Origin of the sequence: Oceanobacillus sp. M65, from assembly GCF_052246275.1 — a bacterium.
Lineage (GTDB): Bacteria > Bacillota > Bacilli > Bacillales > Amphibacillaceae > Oceanobacillus_B > Oceanobacillus_B jordanicus.
Genome location: NZ_JBQQCJ010000002.1, coordinates 408,945 through 427,909 on the forward strand (window position 1 = coordinate 408,945; position 18,965 = coordinate 427,909).

The following is an 18,965-nucleotide window of genomic DNA, read 5'->3' on the forward strand; positions in this document are numbered from 1 at the left end:
CCTATGAATGTAAATGTTGAGCGCCAGAAGCGGAAAGAAACACTAACAGATGATCAGGTTAAAGAATATATTAAACGTAGCCAGCAGGGCGATAAACTGGCTAGGGATATATTAGTTGAAAAGAATGTACGCTTAGTGTGGTCAGTTGTACAGCGTTTTATTAATCGTGGTTATGATCCAGATGATTTGTTTCAGATTGGTAGTATAGGTTTAATTAAATCAATTGATAAGTTTGACCTGTCCTATGATGTTCGCTTTTCTACCTATGCTGTCCCCATGATTATTGGAGAAATTCAACGTTTTATTCGAGATGATGGCAGTGTCAAAGTAAGCAGGTCTTTAAAGGAAACGGGTAATAAAATTCGAAGGAAAAAAGATGAGCTAACAAAAAAATTCGGTCGTTCACCTACTGTTAAAGAATTAGCAGAGGCTATGGAGCTCTCACCGGAAGAAATTGTTCATGCACAGGAAGCGGCAAAGTCACCCCATTCTATTCACGAAACCGTATTTGAAAATGATGGGGACCCAATTACATTGCTTGATCAAATTGCTGATCAGGATACAAGATGGTTTGACAGGATTAGCTTGCAAGAAGCTATTCGTTGTCTGAATGAGAGGGAGCGTCTAATTGTATACCTGCGTTACTACAAAGACCAAACGCAGTCTGAAGTGGCTGAGCGGCTAGGAATCTCACAAGTACAAGTCTCGAGATTAGAGAAGAAAATCTTACATGATATGAAAGTAAACTTAGACTTTACTTCATGATAAATTTTTAAAAAGGTTGCACAATAAGTAGAGATAAAGCAAATTCCGAATAACCATTCGTTTCTTACGGGGGTATTGACGCCCGGTAAGTAAGATTCGAGAGGTTGTTCGGTTTTTTGTGTCCATATTATACGCCTTGATTTATTTAATATGCTTTTTAAAATTACCAATCATAAAAACCATTGTTCTGTAAATAATACATTATAAACGATTCTGGTAGAGGGTGATTAGCTGTGAGTGAGATGATTTACCTGAGAATGAAGAAGCACTTAGAAATTACAACACTAAAGGAATTAAAGCTAAAAGATATCGCTCATATTTCTGCACAACCAGTTTGGAAGAAAAAGCTAGAATCCGTACCAATCTACCGTCTGTCCAAAAAGGACCAATCGATCGTAATAATTGATGGCTTTGTTATTATTGACCATATAAGTCAACTGTTTGAAGATATGGAATTTCAGTTAATTGGCCCGGAGCAAACGATCATTCGCATTCTCAAAAAAAGTAAGTCGCCTAATATTTTATTTGCAACGGCAGTATGGCTCATACTGTTTATTGGAACTGCAATGACGCTAATGAATTTTCATTATGATGTAAGCATGCAGGAGGTACAACAGAAATTACATTTTCTATTAACAGGAAAGGAAAATGAATATCCTTTATGGATACAAATTCCATATTCTTTAGGATTAGGGTTAGGGATGCTACTGTTTTTTAATCATTGGTTTAACAGACGGTTTAACGAGGAACCAAGTCCGCTTGAAGTTGAAATTTACAAATATCAGCAAGATCTTGATAATTACGTCATTCAATATGAGAGCGAATTAAATGATCGTAAGCCTTTTGACTAATCTAATACAAATCGTTATCGGACTATCAAGCGGAATGGCAGTGGGAGGAGGTTTTGTTGCCTTTCTTACTGTTTTAGGCGTTATACCAAGATTAATCCAATTGAGTAAAACTGGAAGAATGTTAAAAGTATATATTGGTTGTGTTATCGCAGGTAGTTTGTTTGGCACCTATTTATCCTTTACTTCGATAAACTGGGAACAGCCACTTTTATTCTTAGTCATTTGGGGTCTGTTTCATGGAATATTTAATGGAATGCTAGCTGCTGCCCTAACTGAAGTCTTGAATGTATTCCCGATATTATCTAAGAGGATTGGTATGGATGGCTATCTCTTGTGGATGCTAATGGCTATTTTATTTGGAAAAGTCGCAGGCTCACTTTTTCAATGGATTTATTTTGTAAAGTAATTTTGCAGGTGGAAGGTGTGAAAGCATGCGTCAAAAAGATGATAAAATAGAAATTGCAGCAAATATAAAAGAAAACAAGGCTTATATGGAAAAGCGTCTTGGAATGGACGTTTCATTTGACCTTGGTTTTAGAGAAGTTATTATATTAAAAAGAAAAGTGCATGTTTATTATCTAACAGGGTTGTGTGACTCCCTTATTATTCAGGACCTATTGAAGGAACTGGTTAACTTAAATGATCACGAATCCAACAGTAAGAAGCTACCTGAAATAATTGAAAATCGTCTCTTGCATCAACAAGTTGAATCGGTTAAAACGATGGATGAATCAGTAGATCAGGTTTTGTCTGGACTTATAGTTGTATTTATTGATGGGGAAAGGTTTGCCTATGTTGTAGATGTTCGCCATTACCCAGGACGGACCCCAGAAGAACCAGATACAGAGCGCGTTATCCGTGGTTCTAGAGATGGCTATACTGAAAATATTATTGAAAATACCGCCCTTACCAGAAGAAGGTTACGTGATGCAAGGCTTAGACACGAAATGCTTAAGGTAGGGGAAAGGTCCAAGACAGATGTCTGCGTAAGCTATGTAAAGGATATCGCAGATGAAGGGCTAGTACATTTAATAAAGAAAAAAATACAGGACATCGAAATTGACGGAATTAGTATGGCAGATAAAACTATTGAAGAGTTTATCATTGATCGAAAGTGGAATCCATATCCTCTTGTCAGATATACGGAAAGACCAGATGTTGCTGCAAATCATTTACTAGAAGGGCATGTCCTCATTTTGGTTGATACTTCCCCGAGTGCGATAATATTGCCAACTACTTTTTTTCATCATTTACAGCATGCTGAAGAGTATAGACAGGCACCAGCGATTGGAACATTTGTAAGATGGATCCGTTTCTTAGCAATCCTTGCTTCCATGTATCTCTTGCCACTTTGGTTACTTTTTGTACTCGATCCTACGATCCTTCCGAAGGCACTTGCTTTTATCGGGCCGAATGAGGAAGGAAATATTCCGATTACGATCCAAATTGTAATGGCTGTTATTGGGATCGAATTTCTGAGAATGGCTGCCATCCACACACCGACTCCCTTATCCACTTCAATGGGTTTAATTGCGGCCGTGTTAATAGGACAAATAGCAATTGATGTGGGGATGTTTAGTCCAGAGGTCATTCTCTATGTATCGATCAGTGCGATAGGATCATACGTTACTCCAAGTTACGAATTAAGTGTTGCAAATAAAGTAGTCAATATTATGATGGTGATTTTCACCGGTTTATTTGGCGCAATTGGGTTTGTGATCGGGATAACACTTCATATTCTGTACCTTGTAAATCTAAAATCAATTAAGACTCCTTATTTATGGCCTTTTTTGCCATTCAATCCAAAAGCTATGCTACAAATTATATTCCGTATTCCTGTACCATACTCGAACAGCAGACCAAGTATAGTACATCCGAAAAACAACTACCGTCAGCCAACAAAAAAATAATCCACCTTTCCATTTTAGAAGGTGGGATGAAGACAATTGAATACTGTTACGAAAATGCCGAACGATCATTCGATACTTTTAGGTGAAGTAGGAATATTGCTCGGCAATTTTTTAGCCATTTTCTTTAAACTTCCAAATAGCAGATAAATATGTAGCTTAGTTAACAATTACCAAACAACTTTTTTAATTTTTTTGCATTACATGCCACTAATGCGATAAGTCTTGGTCTTGTCCTCTTTTCAATTTAGCTTTATTATGATAAAGTTTTAAATTATATTTAGTAACGGAGGACGCTTTATGATCATCGATAGACACCCATTCACTGTTAATAGTCATGGCCATCTAGAAATTGGAGGGGTAGATGCCCTAAGCTTGGCACACGACTTCGGTACACCACTATATGTATATGATGTTTCCTTCATAAGAAGGAATGCCCGTTCATTTGTTGACACTTTCAAAGAATTGGGTGTTAATGCAAAAGTAGCGTATGCGAGTAAAGCATTCTCATCCATTGCAATGCTCCAGGTAATACAACAGGAAGGACTTTGCCTTGATGTTGTATCAGAAGGTGAACTTTATACCGCGGTTGAAGCAGGTTTTCCATCCGAAAGAATCCATATGCATGGAAATAATAAAAGCAGACAAGAACTCCAAATGGCAATAGAACAAAATATCGGATGTATCGTCTTGGATAATTTTTATGAGATTGAACTTCTAGGAGAACTCTTAGATCAGCAAAATAAAGAAATGGATGTTCTAATGCGCGTTACTCCGGGGGTCAATTCAAAAACCCACCAGTATATTATGACGGGGAACGAGGACTCAAAGTTTGGCTTTAATTTAAAAAACGGTCAGGCCGATAAAGCTTTCCAACTCCTTAAAAAGTATCCATCTATTCGCTTTAAAGGATTACATTGTCACATTGGGTCACAAATATTTGAAACAGACCGCTTTCTAAGTGCTACAGAAATATTATTTGCAGAACTAGCCAAATGGAAGCGAAACGACAACTATATCCCAGAAGTACTGAACCTGGGAGGAGGATTTGGAATCCGCTATACTTCCGAGGATGAGCCTATTCCTTATGAACAATATGTTTATGCACTAGTGGAAGAGGTTAGAAAACAATCAGAAGAAATGGATATCCCTCTGCCGGAAATTTGGATGGAACCTGGACGAGCTATAGTCGGAAATACCGGTGTAACTTTGTATACGATTGGCTCAATGAAGTCGATTCCTGGTATAAGAGAGTATATATCTGTAGATGGCGGTATGACAGATAATCTACGACCTGCTTTATATGGAGCTAAGTATGAAGCAGTGATTGCGAATAAAGCGGATCAAACACCTGTAAAAGAAGTTTCCGTTGCTGGGAAATGCTGTGAATCTGGTGATATGCTTATTTGGGATTTGCCGGTACCAGAAGTACAAACTAATGATGTATTAGCAGTTTTCTCTACTGGTGCTTATGGTTATTCCATGGCAAGCCACTACAACCGGTTTGCTAAACCTGCTGTAGTCTTTGTGGAAAACAAGGAAGCAAAGCTTGTCGTGAAAAGAGAAAGCTACCAAGACGTAGTTAAGAACGATTTGTCTTACTTGTAATTGCTTTTCAATTCATAGATTAAATGATAAACTTGTCGTGGTTTATTAAATATAAAGGAGATGCAAACATGACTAAAAAAGGATATTTCCTAATGGAAAATGGCAATAAAATAGAATTTGAATTATACCCGAACGAGGCTCCAAATACAGTAGCTAACTTTGAAAAGCTTGCTAATGAAGAGTTTTATAACGGTTTAACTTTCCACCGTGTAATTGATGGCTTTGTTAGTCAAGGTGGTTGCCCGACTGGAAACGGTACTGGTTCTGCAGGTTATACAATCGATTGTGAAACGGAAGGAAACCCTCATAAGCATGTCGAAGGCAGTCTATCTATGGCACATGCGGGGAAAAACACGGGAAGCTGTCAATTCTTTATTGTTCATGAGCCACAACCACATTTAAATGGCGTACATACCGTGTTTGGGCAAGTTACGTCTGGAATAGAACATGCAAAAGCAATGAAAAATGGGGATGTAATGAAAGAGGTTAAAGTATTTTCTGAATAACCGTGTAAGCCCACGCTTACCTTAGGGAGTTCGAAATGGTGGATATTTATCTCATAACCTTTCTCCTGTTTGTTGCAGCACCAATTAGTATTTTCTTGCATGAACTTGGACATGCATTAGCAGGAGTTATTTTCAAGGCTGAACTTGTTTATCTAACTATTGGCCGGGGGAAGCGAGTGATCGAATACTCCTCCGGCAAACTTCACTTCATTATTCATGCTGGATATTTTATGGGGGGATATGCAAATAGTGAACGAGTCACACCTTTTAATCGTTTTGAAAGATTCATAATTAGTATATTTGGGCCTTTTGTCAATATTGTTGTATTCCTTTCTATTTTGGAGTTACAGAGCCATTTTAGGAGCGATTATTTACAATTGTTCGCTTTATTTAATCTCTGGTTGGTCATCATTAATTTAGTACCATTTAAATTGAAAAATCAGAAGTCTGACGGATACAATATACTTGAAACGATTGTGCGCAAAGATAAATTGAATAGCTAATGTATGCATTTTCTGTTAATTGTTCATGATGATACATAATAGATGAAAAGAACTAGCTGATTTGACAAGTGCTGTCATATCGTGCATAAATATATATAAACACCATTTGGGTAACCGAAACCTAGGATACAAATCAGCCGTAATCGGTCATAAAAATAACAGCAAAATAGCGAACTGAGAGACATTTGGGAGCTTTTTTGTTAATGAGGGGTATCTATGTTAATTCGTTACAAAAAAAGTCTGGAGAAGATTGCAATGGGTCTTTTATCTTTTATGCCTGAAGAAAAAGACGTAAAAAAACTCCAGAGCACAATAAAAGAATACGAGACGAATTCTGATTGGCATCTCTTCTTATGGAAAGAAGCTGATGATGTACTGGGAGCTATTGGAGTAAGACTGGAAGAGGATATTAATGCTGTCATTCAGCATATTTCTGTTAATCCTTCCCACAGAAATCAGGGAATTGGCAAGAAAATGGTAAATGAAGTGTCGAAGCTTTATGAGGAAAAATACGCAGTTTGTGCTGCGGATGAGATTCAACAGTTTTACACAAAGTGTGACGATGATATAGAATAAATCATACCATCAAAAAAAGCCAGCCTCTAAGGCTGGCCTTTTTCTTCTTTCCACCAAGGAAATATTTTAGCGATGCAATTTTGGGTTTCGCTAGAATCTTAGAACCAAGAAGCACCAACAATAATTAAAAGAATAAACAATACTACGATTAACGCGAAACCTCCGCCATAACTATTACTCATAATGAAATTCCTCCTTTTTCTTCTTAACATAAATGTTTTATGGTAACATTTATCTTACGTTAATAACGTATGATGGAATGCTTCAAGTTGTTTGGGCGGATGTTACATTGCTTTTTTATTTTCATTATTCATGAGAGGAAGTTTGCTTATGAGCGAAGCTTATCAGGTTAAGCTGGAGGCATTTGAAGGACCGCTTGATTTGCTGTTGCATCTAATAAATAAATATGAAATTGATATAAATGATATCCCTGTAGCACAGATTACAGAACAGTATATGCACTACATACACACTATGCAGAAGCTGGATTTAAATATCGCCAGTGAGTATTTAGTAATGGCAGCAACTTTAGTAGCTATTAAAAGTCAAATGCTCTTACCGAAACAGGAAATAGATGAAGAGATGGATGAATATGTAGAAGATCCAAGAGAGGAACTGATGCATCGATTAATTGAATATCGTAAATATAAAGATGCAGCGGAAAAGCTAAAACAGAAAGAAGAGGAATCAAGTCATTTGTTTACAAGATCTCCTGTTATATTTGAGGAACTTACACAAAGTCCTCAAAAAGTAGTTAAAGGGGAATTAACTATCTATGACATGCTCGGGGCTTTAGGGAAAATGATGGAACGAAAAAAATGGAAAGAACCGCTTGAGACAAAGGTTCAGAGGGCTGAGATACCGATTGAACAGCGTATGGATGAGGTCATAGAGCTTGTTCGTGACAGACGTGAAGGCGTCTATTTTGATGAACTTTTCACTTACCAGTCGCGAACTCATATTGTCATAACGTTTATGGCATTATTAGAATTAATGAAGTCTAGGAAAGTGTTTTGTGAACAAGAAAGGCATTTTGATGCTTTACTCGTTCACTATATGGAGGAATAGCAGTGGAAATTCAGCAAATGAAAGCAATATTGGAGGGCCTATTGTTTGCAAGTGGAGATGAAGGAATAACGGTTAAACAGCTATCGAATATTCTTGAAATCACTGAGGCCTCTGTGCATACCATACTAGAAGAGTTGAAGTATGATTATGAGAATAGGGAACGTGGCATTATGTTGATGCACTCCCACGGAGCCTACCACCTTACGACAAAACCGGAACATAGTAAGTTTTATCAAAAGTTTATTGAAACACCCCATCCGACTCGTATGTCACAGGCGGCGTTGGAAACATTAGCCATAATCGCTTATCAGCAACCTATTACTCGAACAGAAATCGAAGAAATTCGTGGGGTGAAGAGTGATCGCCCTGTGCAAACTCTTGTAGCAAGAATGCTAATCGAAGAAGTTGGCAGGAAGGACAGTATAGGTAGACCCATTTTATTCGGAACAAGCAAGGAATTTTTAACATTTTTTGGGTTAACATCTCTTGAGGACCTTCCTCCATTACCGGAAGGGCAATCGAATAGTGAATTAGAAGAAGAGGCTGATCTATTCTTTGAGAGGTTTAATGAACAATTTAAAGATGATGAACCATCTAATTAAAAAAGCTGGCATAATGGCCAGCTTTTTTAATTTTAACAAATTCCATACTAGTTAATTTGTTTCACCAATATTAAGAACTGGGCATAAGCTACAGCGAGGTGATGGTATGAGTACAATTCAAAATTACTTACAAGAATTACTGGTGTGGGGAGAAGAAGTGCAACGGAAAATCGATAGTCTAGAGATCAGCGCTGAAGAAAAGAGTAGCTTAAAAACACAGTTAAAATCATGGATAGAAGATGTTAAGGTCAATACAAGTCGTGAGCTTGCTCCTGATGATGAGATTATTAACGTTTTGCAAGGGGAGGCCCAACGGATCGTTCTGTCAATGAAACATAACAATAATAATAATACCGAACAGATCGGGTATGGAAAACACAAGCTTCCCCAGCTTCCCTATAATTATAATGCACTGGAGCCTTATATAAGTGAAGCAATTATGCGATTGCATCATGATGTGCACCATCAAGCATATGTGGATGGGCTTAATAAAGCAGAAAACGAACTTTATGTAAAACAGCCTGATAAGAAACTCGTAAAGCACTGGCTAAGAGAACAAGCCTTTCATGGTTCTGGCCATAATCTCCACACTATTTTTTGGTTTAATATGACTCCTAATTCAGATAAGAAACCTTCTGGAGAACTATTAAAACAAATTGAAAAAGATTTTGGTACATGGAATAAATTCAAAAGTCTTTTTAGTAATACAGCTTCCTCTGTTGAAGGTGATGGGTGGGCTGTTCTGTATTGGAATCCGAGAAATGGAAGGCTTGGTGTACAATCCTTTGAAAAACATCAACTGTTTCAAATAGCAGATATTATTCCATTACTTGTTCTAGATATGTGGGAGCATGCCTATTATTTGCAATATAAAACGGATAAAGAAACTTATATTGAAAATTGGTGGAATGTTGTTAACTGGCAAAATGTGAATGAGAGATTTGCTAAAGCCAAAAAGCTAAAGTGGGCACTTTATTAATCTTTAAGTTGTATAGATTAATTCTGTTATTTTATAAGCAGGATCCTCTTATAGTTGGTTTTTGTTGAATACTTACATGTCATAACTGATGTAGACATGCATAGACTATACAGACACCTAATCTGTGGGAGGAAGCCTGCTATGAGATTTATATCTATACTTCTTATCTTTTTTATAATTGTTTTTTTATACCCAATTGCTGGACAAGCAGCACCAGGAGTTTCAGCAAATAATGCCATCTTAATCGAACAGTCTACTGGTAGGGTTTTATTTGAAAAGAAAGCGCATGAAAAACAATCTATCGCTAGTATTACGAAAATCATGACGGCGATCGTAGCGATAGAGTCTGGGAAAATGGGAGAAATGGCAAAGACAAGCAGAAAGGCAATACATACAGAAGGATCATCTATATACCTAGAGCAAGGTGAAAAAATGCTTGTAGAAGACCTGGTTTATGGTTTGATGTTACGTTCAGGCAATGATGCCGCTGTTGTGATAGGAGAACATATTGGTGGAAGTGAAGAGGGATTTGTTCATCTTATGAACGAGAAGGCAAAATGGCTTGGGATGACGAACACACACTTTGATAACCCGCATGGTCTTGATTCGGATACCCACTATTCCACAGCTTATGATATGGCAATTCTTATGCAATATGCAATGGATAATGAGAAGTTTCAAGAGATTACAGGAGCAACATCATACCTTTCCAAGAGTAGGACGTACAGCTGGCAAAACAAGAATAAACTCCTAACCCAATTATATGAATACTGTATTGGCGGAAAAACTGGCTATACAAAAAAGACAGGAAGAACACTAGTAAGTTCTGCTGAAAAGGATGGGATGAAGCTGATTGCCGTAACATTAAATGCCCCTAATGATTGGCAAGATCATATAGGAATGTTTGAATGGGGGTTTGAAAATTATTCCCTTGAGACGATTGATGATAAAGGAAAAGCTGCCTATACATTGCCTGATTTTGAGGAGCCTATTGTTGGTCATATCGCATCAGAAATACATTTTCCTTTAGCAAAATCAGAACGATCGCTCATTACGCAGCAAAATTACATTCTAAAAGACGAAACAAAGTCAGAGGATAATATTATCGGCAAGAAGGTCTACTATTTTAATGAAGATCAAATTGGCGAAGTATTTATTTATAAAGAAGACGAAGGAAAACAAAGAGACAATTTTTTCACCAGTACCCTAGATATTTTTCAAGACATTGTGGGATGGCCATAATATGGTTAACCTAATATGGGCAGGTATGGCTATTATCGGGATTGTTTATGCCATGCTTGCGGGGACAATGGATAAAGTAAATGAAGCTATTTTTAAAAGCTCTGGTGAAGCAGTAACCCTATCAATTGGTCTTATTAGTGTGCTAGTGTTTTGGTTGGGAATCATGCGAGTTGCAGAAGAAGCAGGGATTTTACGGATTCTTGCCAAAGGGTTTCGCCCGTTGGTGAGTAGGCTCTTTCCTGAAATACCAAAGGATCACCCAGCAATGGGATATATCCTATCCAATTTAACAGCTAATCTGTTTGGGTTAGGTAATGCAGCTACCCCAATGGGAATAAAGGCGATGGAACAAATGAAGCAACTAAGTGGTACGGATACAGCATCTCGTTCTATGATTACTTTTTTAGCCTTAAACACCTCCAGCCTTACGATTATTCCTACTACGGTAATAGCAATTCGCATGCAATATAACTCTGTATCACCGACCGAAATAGTTGGTACTACTATAATAGCTACCATTATCTCGACTACAAGTGCGATTTTAATTGATAGATTTTATTTTTATAGAAGTAATCGGAGGGGAAAATAAATGGGAATTGTAACCTCTGTCAGCGTTTGGCTCATTCCGTCCTTTATTTTAATTGTACTACTAGTAGCGTCGTGGAAAAAAGTGCCTGCATATGAAACGTTTGTAGAGGGAGGGAAAGAGGGTGTTAAGATGGCCTTTTCTTTACTTCCTTTTTTAGTTGGAATGATTGTCTCAATTTCTATTCTCCGAGCATCAGGGGCCATGGAAGCCTTTATTGGGCTTATAGCTCCCCTTTTAAGCCTAATAGGTATCCCGCCCGATATTATACCACTGGCTCTTGTTAGGCCAATTTCCGGAACAGCAGCGTTAGGCATGACTACGGAGTTAATTCAGACACACGGACCCGACTCTTTCATTGGTAGACTTGCTTCAACCATGCAGGGGAGCACAGATACAACACTCTATATATTAACTGTCTATTTTGGTGCAGTCGGAATACGGAAAATGCGTTATGCCTTAAAGGTTGGCCTGTTGGCAGATGTTATTGGGATAGTTGCCTCTATCATCGTGGTAAGGTTCGTATTTGGTTAAAGACATGTAGCATGTTTCATATAAGCGTTCTTTCATTTTTTACTTTAGAAAATTGCATAGCGTAATAAAGCCGAGTGAATTCGACTAGTAATTTTAAAGGTCGATGGTCATTCGGTTTTTTACTTACCTACTTTGGAATCCGAGTATTGTACTATAAATGTTATTCTCTTTATGTGTTTAAGAATTATTTTTAGTTTATAATATATGGTACAATTGCTTGGGAACGTTTTAACTCACATCTATAGAAACCTGGCAATAGTCAAAAAAGTTCTGGACAAGTAAGTTAGCGTAAGTCTCACGCCATGTTAAATGGTTCGATACAAAAGGAAATGGTGATATAAATGTCAAACATGAATGAACGTCTTCAAAAGGTTATTGCCCAAAGTGGTCTTACCTCAAGAAGAAAAGCAGAAGGATTTATAACGGAAGGAAAAGTAAAGGTGAATGGCCGGGTTGTAACGGAACTTGGTACAAAGGTAACACCGAGTGATAGCATTGAAGTGGATGGGGTTCCATTGGTGAAGGAAGAGTTGGTTTACTACTTACTCTATAAGCCACGGGGCGTTATCTCCAGTGTTAAAGACGATAAAGATAGAAAAGTTGTAACAGATCTACTTATAGGCATCCCTGAACGTGTCTACCCTGTTGGTAGACTGGACTACGATTCTTCCGGCGTCTTGCTTTTAACAAATGATGGCGAATTTGCTAACCTTCTAATGCATCCAAAATATGAGGTCGATAAAGTTTATGTTGCCAAGCTCAAAGGCATTCCAACTAAGATAGAATTAGGCCAGCTAAAAAAAGGAGTAAAATCCGATAATGACCTATTAAAAGCAGTTCAGTATAATGTTCTTTCCGTGGATAAGAAAAAGGACTCTATGCTGCTTGAATTAACTCTACGCGAAGGAAAGAACCGCCATGTAAGAAGAATGATGGAGAGCTTAGGCTACCCTGTTGAGAAGCTAAAACGGGAATCATATGGCCTTTTAAATCTTGATGGGCTACAGCCAGGGAAATATCGCGCATTGACGCCAAAAGAAGTTAAACAGATGCGGAATTTGGCGTTAAAATTGTAAGATAATAGTCAAAATTAGCTTCCAGGTCTAATGGTATAATAATTACTTGGAGGAGTGATCTGTTTGAGTCGGGACCAAGCAAAGAAAACGAAAAAGAACAAAAAGAGAAACCGCTTTATTTTCAGAATTAGCATCCTTGCCATTCTGGTTATTGCGCTTACCTTCGCATTAGTTTCTAATTTGCAAAAAGATAATACAATTTATAATGTGGGAGATCAAGCACCAGATTTCATGCTTAATCAAATTAGCCATAATAATGATTTGGAAACTTTTAGACTTAGCGACTACAAAGGCAAGGGCGTTATGTTGAATTTCTGGGGAACTTGGTGTAAACCATGTAAGAAGGAAATGCCATATATGGAGCAACTCTATCCTGAATACAAAGAAAAAGGAGTCGAGATCATCGCCGTTAGCTTGGACGCAACCGAGCTAGTTGTAAATAGGTTTATTGATGATTACAATTTGACATTTCCTATTCCATACGATGCTAAAGGCGAAGTGAAAGACCTTTATAAGATTGGTCCTATACCAAGTACTTTCTTTATAAACCCAGACGGCACAATAGAACACATTGTGGAAGGAGCATTATCACTGGAATCCTTAGAAAAACATTTACAGGATATACAACCAAACGCATCGTGATAATGATTACAAATTGTGAGGGATTTTTATGAAAAAAATGAAGTGTGACTGCGGGCATATAAACCCGGAAGGCACGATCCTGTGTGAAGCATGCGGGAAGCCTATTGAGGGGAACCAGCATATTGAAGGAAATGATGAAAAAAATCTACTTAATATGCGTTATGACGGGACAGCTAGACGATCACAAACCTATAATAAATCTATAGTGGATAAAATTTGGAGCTTTTTTTCTTCCGTGAAAGTAGGCGTATGGCTTATTTTTATAGCTTTGGTCTCTTCGGCCATTGGCTCAATATTCCCGCAAGAAATATACATACCAGCAGACGCGCCGAATAGAGCTCCGGAGTTTTTCTATGAAGACAGATATGGAATTTTAGGCCTTATATATTACCAATTGGGCTTTCACCACTTATACAGCTCTTGGTGGTATATGATCCTTATCGGGCTAATAGGTGTCTCACTTGTCATTGCGAGTCTTGACAGGTTTGTTCCTTTATTCAAAGCGCTTAGACATCAAAAGGCAAAACGACATGAGTCCTTTTTGAGTCGACAACGTTTGTTCAGTAAATCGGACAATGTGTCGAGCGAGGATTTGAAAACGTTAAAAGAGAATTTAAAAAAACAGCGTTATAAAGTAAGGGACGAAGATGGGTATATACTTGCAGAGAAAGGCCGCTTTTCAAGATGGGGCCCATATGTTAACCATATCGGATTAATCATCATATTAATTGCTGCTATCCTACGGTCAACACCTTTTTTCTATACGAATGAGTATGTATGGGTAAGAGAAGGTGAACAATTAGTCATCCCGGGAACCGATGGAGAATACTACATTGAGAATCAGGACTTTATCTTGGAAACATATGACGAAAATGATGAACGTTTTCGTGATGCCATCTCGTTAGAAGGAGCAGATGTACCTAGTAATTACCAAACAGACGTCACGATTTATAAGGCTGAAGACAATCCGTTGCCAGGAGCTGAAGCAGAGTTGAATCAAATCGCAGAAGGTTCGATACGAATGAATCATCCTGTGAAATTTGATGGCTATTCTGTTTACCAATCTGGATACCAAGCTAACGAATTTGAAAAAATGTCGTTTAAAATTCATAAAAACGACGACCCAGAGGAAGAGGCCCTCGATACGTTCACAATAAACCTGACTGATCCGGAATCAGACTACCAATTAGAAAATGGTTTTAGAGTTGAATTGCGAAATTATTATCCGGATTATTATTTACAGGATGATGGGACACCTGCTTCCGAGACAAATTATCCGAGAAATCCGGCGTTTGTTATGTTTGTATACCCGCCTGACAGTGATACACCTGAGATTAGCTTTCTAGGCATTGGAAAGAATATTGATGCATCTGGTGAAAACCAATATAATGTTGGAATTACAGATTTTGAGATGCGTGATGCAAGTGGGTTAACTGTTCGAAAAGATTACTCTCTACCATTTTTCGGATTGGGCGCTGCAATCTTTATGATCGGTGTTATCCAGGGAATGTACTGGCAGCATAGAAGAATTTGGGTAAACCCGAAAGATAGCGGATTATTATTAGCCGCGCATACGAATAAGAATTGGTATGGGGTTAAGAAGGATATTGAAAAAGTAATTTCAGGGACAACCATTAAAAATGTAGCAGATCAGCAGGAAATAAATGACTAATAGTTGAACAGGAGGTTTGTCATGAGTGATTTAATACAGTGGAGTAGTGCACTACTTTACTCTGCTTTTATTCTATATTTGATCGCAACAATCTTTTTCTCCGCAACAATCCGAGATAAACGAGGAAAAAGCAAAAAAGGGAAAGCTGGAGGCATTGGGATCACGTTAACTATCATTGGCTTGATAGCACAAATAGGTTATTTTATCACCAGATGGATTGTTAGTGGACATGCACCAGTAAGTAATTTATTTGAGTTTATGACATTTTTCGGAATGACGATCGTATTCGCGTTCATTGTCATTTACTTTATATACAAGATCTCGGTACTAGGGCTTTTCGCATTGCCTGTGGCTTTAATTATTATTGCATATGCGAGCATGTTCCCTACAGAAGTATCGCCATTAATACCTTCATTACAAAGTCATTGGCTATACATCCATGTGACTACTGTCTCTCTTGGACAAGGTATTTTGACAATCAGCTTTGTTGCAGGGTTAATTTATCTAATTAAAAAGATTGACCAGACCGCTAAAAGCAAGCAAACAACTTGGCTAGAAGTTGTATTGTATTCTCTTATATTGTTCGTTGGGTTTATTATCATCACGGTAGTATTCAACTTTATGAATTATAGTGCGCAGTTTGATTATCCTGCTACTGGTGGCAACACCGTAACAACGGAATATCATCTACCTGCTATCGCAGGGCCGACAGATGGCACACTTTTGACCAATGATGTAATGGAACCACTATTTGATACACCAGCCTGGATGCATGGAGCAGATGCAGGTAGAAAATTGAATACTTTAATTTGGTCTATTCTAACTGGCTCTATTGTTTATCTATTACTAAGGCTCGTTCTCCGTAAGAGACTTGGTGCAGCAATACAGCCATTATTAAAGAATGCAAAGCTTGATCTCTTGGATGAAGTTGCATATCGTGCTGTTGCAATCGGCTTTCCTGTCTTCACACTCGGAGGCTTGATCTTTGCTTCTATTTGGGCGGAAGAAGCCTGGGGAAGATTTTGGGGTTGGGACCCTAAAGAAGTATGGGCGCTAATTACCTGGTTCTTTTACGCAGCATTTCTTCATCTCCGCCTCTCTAGAGGTTGGCATGGTGAGAAATCAGCGTGGCTTGCCGCAGTAGGTTTTGCAATTATTATGTTCAACTTAATTGTGGTGAACCTTGTACTAGCAGGCCTGCATTCTTATGCTTAACAGTACTGATTCACAACTTAACAAGGTATTCATCGTGGAATACCTTGTTTTACTGTTAACATATATGTTTACAGCCTATATGAGATACGTGCAAACTATGTTTATACTTAAAGTTAATAATTTGATAGGGGGACTGACCAAATGCCACTTGGAAAGGTATTAATAGTAGATGATGAAGAACGTATTCGCAGATTAATCAGGATGTATTTGGAACGTGAAGAGTATGAAGTAGAAGAAGCTGACAATGGTAAAGACGCACTTGAATTATCTCTTTCCAATGAATATGATGTCATTTTGCTCGACATTATGATGCCAGAAATGGATGGAATAGAAGTATGTCAGGAATTAAGAAAAGAAAAATCCACCCCGGTCATTATGCTTACCGCTAAAGGGGAAGAAGCGAATCGAGTCCAAGGCTTTGAAATTGGTGCCGACGACTATATCGTCAAGCCATTCAGCCCAAGAGAAGTAGTGCTCAGAGTAAAGGCATTACTACGCAGAGTATCACCTTCATCTGTTAATCAAGGAAACGGAGCTGCAAAAAATGTATTGGTATTCCCACATCTAGAAATTGATGATGATGCACACCGTGTCATGGCTGAGGGACAGGAAGTCAATTTGACACCGAAAGAGTATGAGTTATTATGCTTCCTAGCGAAATCACCGGACAAAGTGTTTAATAGAGAGCAACTTTTAAAGGAAGTATGGCAATATGAATTTTTCGGTGATCTACGGACTGTTGATACACATGTTAAGCGGTTAAGGGAAAAACTCAATACGGTTTCCTCTGACGCAGCTAAAATGATCGTAACAGTATGGGGAGTAGGCTATAAGTTCGAGGTAGAAGAAAGCTAATGTTTTGGAAAAGTGTCGTTGGTAAACTTGCGATAACTATACTATTACTTGTTTCCTTTGTTCTATTTATTTTAACAATCTTGCTGTTGCAGTTTTTTGAAAACTTTCACATTGAATCTGCAGAAAGTGACATGTTACAAACAGCTACAAAGGTTTCGGTACTACTTGAACAGCATGAGAGTAGAGACTTGATTGCGGAAACGACGGAAAGGGTTAAAGACCCCGCTAGTCGTGTAGCCATTTTATACGAAGATAGTGATGTATGGGTATCCGAAGGTGGAGATGATAATTTATCAAGACTTGAGGAAACATGGCTGCAAAAAGAGAAGTTATTAGAGGAACTTGATAATAATAATGAAATTCGCAAGCAAATGCTGTTGCCTGATGGTAATACAGAAGCAATGATTGTTGGTATCCCCACTCCAGATAACCAAGGTGCTATCTTTGTATACCAGTCACTTGACGTTATTGATCAAACGAAAGCAGAAACGACGAAGATTATCTTTCTTGCAGCAGGAATTGCGATTATCCTGACTGTTATTTTTGCTTTCTTCCTCTCTACAAGAATTACTTCACCGCTCATTAAAATGCGAGAGGCTGCTTTTGATTTGACAAGAGGGGAGTTTGACACGAAAGTTCCTATTCTAACCCATGATGAAATAGGGGAGCTCGCGTTGGCCTTTAACCGTATGGGAAGACAATTGAAATTCCATATTAATGCATTAAGACAAGAGAAAGAACAGCTCTCAAGTATTGTAAGCTCGATGGCAGATGGTGTCATCACTTTAAATCGAAATGGAGATATGATCGTAACCAATAGACCAGCCGAAAGATTTATTGAAAGCTTGTATTACGAGAATAACCGCGCAGTTAGTAGTGAAGATCGAAAGCTACCGGATGAGCTAAACCAAATTTTGTTGCAAGTTATTGAAGGAGAAACAGAGGTCCTTCATGAAATTAGTCTTCAGGGACGGAACTGGGTAATGTTAATGACGCCTTTATATGATCAAACATTTGTTAGAGGTGCTGTCGCGGTAATTCGGGATATGACTGAAGAGAGGCGACTGGATAAACTGCGTAAAGATTTTATTGCAAATGTATCGCATGAATTAAGAACCCCAATATCGATGCTCCAAGGTTATAGTGAAGCAATTGTCGATGATATAGCTGAAACGAAGGAACAAAAAAATGAGCTTGGCCAAATTATTCATGAGGAATCATTACGAATGGGGAGGCTGGTAAACGAATTGCTTGACCTTGCAAGGATGGAAGCAGGACACCAGCAGCTTCAAGTGGAAGAGATTGAGGTAGAGCCATACCTTAAACGGATAGTGAAGAAGTTTAGTGGATTGGCAACGGAAGGGAAAATACGTATTGAATTAAAACACAACATAGTAAAGCAAACCGCACGCTTTGATCCTGATCGAATGGAACAAGTATTGATCAATCTGATAGATAATGCAATTAGGCATACCTGTGAAGAGGGACATGTTACCGTATATGCCAGTAATGATAATAGTGAGCTTTCTATCGAGATTAAAGATAGTGGAAGTGGTATTCCCGAAGATGATCTACCATTTATCTTTGAAAGGTTTTATAAAGCAGATAAATCCAGAGCTCGTAATGACAAGAAGAAAGGTACTGGTTTAGGGCTTGCTATAGCGAAAAATATCATTGATTCTCACCATGGGATTATTACAGTTAAAAGCAAGATAAACGAAGGAACTTCATTTACCATCCGATTGCCACATAAACGGAGCAGCTAATCTAAATAGATA

The 18,965-nt window shown here is 38.1% G+C and carries 21 protein-coding genes; 20 read left to right on the forward strand and 1 reads right to left on the reverse strand.

The genetic code is table 11. The annotated features are described in order from the left end of the window. Positions 1–3 precede the first annotated feature (3 nt). The 8 genes from sigF (at position 4) to ACTWPF_RS09685 (ending at position 6,716) form a co-directional block, all read left to right on the forward strand. Positions 4–765 (forward strand): RNA polymerase sporulation sigma factor SigF, encoded by a 762-nt coding sequence (gene sigF / locus ACTWPF_RS09650; RefSeq protein WP_106896860.1) that lies wholly within the window; start codon positions 4–6, stop codon positions 763–765. A gap of 242 nt (positions 766–1,007) precedes the next feature. Next, positions 1,008–1,616: a stage V sporulation protein AA gene (locus ACTWPF_RS09655; RefSeq protein WP_249226093.1), complete on the forward strand. Its 609-nt coding sequence runs from the start codon at positions 1,008–1,010 to the stop codon at positions 1,614–1,616. Continuing rightward, the gene (locus tag ACTWPF_RS09660) at positions 1,594–2,022 is read left to right on the forward strand and encodes a stage V sporulation protein AB (RefSeq protein ID WP_106896858.1); all 429 of its coding nucleotides are present in this window, start codon (positions 1,594–1,596) and stop codon (positions 2,020–2,022) included. Before ACTWPF_RS09655 ends, ACTWPF_RS09660 begins: the two co-directional genes overlap by 23 nt. Positions 2,023–2,047: 25 nt before the next feature. Continuing rightward, complete coding sequence (locus ACTWPF_RS09665) at positions 2,048–3,526, forward strand: spore germination protein (protein ID WP_443149066.1); 1,479 nt, start codon at positions 2,048–2,050, stop codon at positions 3,524–3,526. A gap of 297 nt (positions 3,527–3,823) precedes the next feature. Beyond that, positions 3,824–5,131 (forward strand): diaminopimelate decarboxylase, encoded by a 1,308-nt coding sequence (gene lysA / locus ACTWPF_RS09670; protein ID WP_443149067.1) that lies wholly within the window; start codon positions 3,824–3,826, stop codon positions 5,129–5,131. A gap of 68 nt (positions 5,132–5,199) precedes the next feature. Further along, positions 5,200–5,637 (forward strand): peptidylprolyl isomerase, encoded by a 438-nt coding sequence (locus ACTWPF_RS09675; RefSeq protein ID WP_036572746.1) that lies wholly within the window; start codon positions 5,200–5,202, stop codon positions 5,635–5,637. A gap of 35 nt (positions 5,638–5,672) precedes the next feature. Then, positions 5,673–6,140, forward strand: coding sequence for a site-2 protease family protein (locus ACTWPF_RS09680; RefSeq protein ID WP_443149068.1), 468 nt, complete (start codon positions 5,673–5,675; stop codon positions 6,138–6,140). 216 nt (positions 6,141–6,356) lie between these two features. Beyond that, the gene (locus ACTWPF_RS09685; RefSeq protein WP_106896855.1) at positions 6,357–6,716 is read left to right on the forward strand and encodes a GNAT family N-acetyltransferase; all 360 of its coding nucleotides are present in this window, start codon (positions 6,357–6,359) and stop codon (positions 6,714–6,716) included. A gap of 98 nt (positions 6,717–6,814) precedes the next feature. On the opposite strand, the gene ACTWPF_RS09690 is transcribed toward ACTWPF_RS09685, so the two are convergent. Continuing rightward, positions 6,815–6,898 (reverse strand): YjcZ family sporulation protein, encoded by an 84-nt coding sequence (locus tag ACTWPF_RS09690; protein WP_036572750.1) that lies wholly within the window; start codon positions 6,896–6,898, stop codon positions 6,815–6,817. Positions 6,899–7,046: 148 nt separating this feature from the next. On the opposite strand from ACTWPF_RS09690, the gene ACTWPF_RS09695 reads away from it, so the two are divergent. The 12 genes from ACTWPF_RS09695 (at position 7,047) to ACTWPF_RS09750 (ending at position 18,953) form a co-directional block, all read left to right on the forward strand. Continuing rightward, a complete protein-coding gene (locus ACTWPF_RS09695; protein ID WP_106896854.1) occupies positions 7,047–7,784 on the forward strand; it encodes a segregation/condensation protein A in 738 nt (245 codons plus the stop codon). Between the two features lie 2 nt (positions 7,785–7,786). Further along, complete coding sequence (scpB, locus tag ACTWPF_RS09700) at positions 7,787–8,386, forward strand: SMC-Scp complex subunit ScpB (protein WP_106896853.1); 600 nt, start codon at positions 7,787–7,789, stop codon at positions 8,384–8,386. 106 nt (positions 8,387–8,492) lie between these two features. Continuing rightward, positions 8,493–9,365, forward strand: coding sequence for a superoxide dismutase (locus ACTWPF_RS09705; RefSeq protein ID WP_443149069.1), 873 nt, complete (start codon positions 8,493–8,495; stop codon positions 9,363–9,365). Between the two features lie 141 nt (positions 9,366–9,506). Further along, a complete protein-coding gene (locus tag ACTWPF_RS09710; protein WP_238018952.1) occupies positions 9,507–10,607 on the forward strand; it encodes a D-alanyl-D-alanine carboxypeptidase family protein in 1,101 nt (366 codons plus the stop codon). 1 nt (position 10,608) lies between these two features. Then, the gene (locus tag ACTWPF_RS09715; RefSeq protein ID WP_106896850.1) at positions 10,609–11,196 is read left to right on the forward strand and encodes a nucleoside recognition domain-containing protein; all 588 of its coding nucleotides are present in this window, start codon (positions 10,609–10,611) and stop codon (positions 11,194–11,196) included. Continuing rightward, positions 11,197–11,727 (forward strand): spore maturation protein, encoded by a 531-nt coding sequence (locus ACTWPF_RS09720; protein ID WP_106896849.1) that lies wholly within the window; start codon positions 11,197–11,199, stop codon positions 11,725–11,727. It abuts the gene before it with no gap. 341 nt (positions 11,728–12,068) lie between these two features. Then, entirely contained in the window at positions 12,069–12,803 is a 735-nt protein-coding gene (locus ACTWPF_RS09725; RefSeq protein ID WP_106896848.1) for a pseudouridine synthase, read from the forward strand. A gap of 63 nt (positions 12,804–12,866) precedes the next feature. Further along, complete coding sequence (gene resA / locus ACTWPF_RS09730; RefSeq protein WP_238018954.1) at positions 12,867–13,445, forward strand: thiol-disulfide oxidoreductase ResA; 579 nt, start codon at positions 12,867–12,869, stop codon at positions 13,443–13,445. A 28-nt stretch (positions 13,446–13,473) separates the two neighbouring features. Beyond that, positions 13,474–15,117, forward strand: a complete 1,644-nt coding sequence (gene resB / locus ACTWPF_RS09735; RefSeq protein WP_443149070.1) for a cytochrome c biogenesis protein ResB — start codon at positions 13,474–13,476, stop codon at positions 15,115–15,117. Positions 15,118–15,138: 21 nt separating this feature from the next. Beyond that, positions 15,139–16,332 carry a c-type cytochrome biogenesis protein CcsB gene (gene ccsB / locus ACTWPF_RS09740; RefSeq protein ID WP_106896845.1) on the forward strand — a complete coding sequence of 398 codons (1,194 nt, stop codon included), beginning with the start codon at positions 15,139–15,141 and terminating at the stop codon, positions 16,330–16,332. A gap of 141 nt (positions 16,333–16,473) precedes the next feature. Continuing rightward, positions 16,474–17,187: a response regulator transcription factor gene (locus ACTWPF_RS09745; protein WP_106896844.1), complete on the forward strand. Its 714-nt coding sequence runs from the start codon at positions 16,474–16,476 to the stop codon at positions 17,185–17,187. Next, positions 17,187–18,953, forward strand: a complete 1,767-nt coding sequence (locus ACTWPF_RS09750) for an ATP-binding protein (protein WP_443149071.1) — start codon at positions 17,187–17,189, stop codon at positions 18,951–18,953. Before ACTWPF_RS09745 ends, ACTWPF_RS09750 begins: the two co-directional genes overlap by 1 nt. Positions 18,954–18,965 lie beyond the last annotated feature (12 nt).